General features: G+C 72.7%; 2 protein-coding genes. Both read right to left on the bottom strand.

The window, feature by feature from the left end:
• Positions 1-328: ATP-binding cassette domain-containing protein (locus FV242_RS34025; protein ID WP_246693020.1), on the bottom strand; the 328-nt coding region annotated here is incomplete at its 3' end.
• A partial coding sequence (locus FV242_RS34030; RefSeq protein ID WP_368732214.1) for an oligopeptide/dipeptide ABC transporter ATP-binding protein occupies positions 325-713 on the bottom strand: 389 nt, incomplete at its 5' end. The genes FV242_RS34025 and FV242_RS34030, both read right to left, overlap by 4 nt.

Raw genomic sequence — 713 nt, forward strand, 5'->3', positions numbered from 1 at the left:
GGATGTGGCGGCGCGCCTGCCGCAACCGGGCGCCCCGGAGGCCGAGGATGTCCTCGCCGTCGAGGACGACGTGGCCGGCGGTCGCCGGAACGAGGCGCATGATGCCCTGCGCTGTGGTGGATTTGCCTGATCCGGACTCTCCGACGATGCCGAAGCTCGCGCCGCGACGCACGACGAAGCTTACGCCATCGACCGCGTGTACCCGCGAGCCGCCGCGACCCGGGACCGGAAAATGAACCGTGAGGTCGTTGACCTGCAGGATGGCGGCGCCCGTCGGGGCCGGGATGGGTCTCGCGTTCATGCCGCTCTGGCTGCTCTTGCCGCTCATGCCGCTCGTGCCTCCGGGTGCCAGCAGGCCACCGCCCGGGCGGACCCGGTTTCGGCCAGGGCCGGCTGGGGACTGTCCAGACAGGTGGCGTCGACCCGCGCGCAGCGGTCGGCGAAGGCGCAGATCGCGGGTCGACGGCCGAGTGGAGGGACGAGGCCTGGGATCTCGCGCAACGCGCCCGTCCCGGCGTCCGCCGCTGCGCCGAGGCGCAGGTGCGGCGTGCAGCCCATCAGCCCGTGGGTATAGGGATGCTGCGCCGCGCGCATCACGGCGCGGGTCTCGCCCTGCTCGATGCACCGCCCGGCGTAGAGTACCGCCACCGTGTCGGCGATGTCGGCCACCGCCCCGAGATCGTGGGTGATCAGCACGATGGCGGTGCCCATCT

The sequence above is a fragment of the Methylobacterium sp. WL64 genome, assembly GCF_008039945.1.
GTDB lineage: Bacteria > Pseudomonadota > Alphaproteobacteria > Rhizobiales > Beijerinckiaceae > Methylobacterium.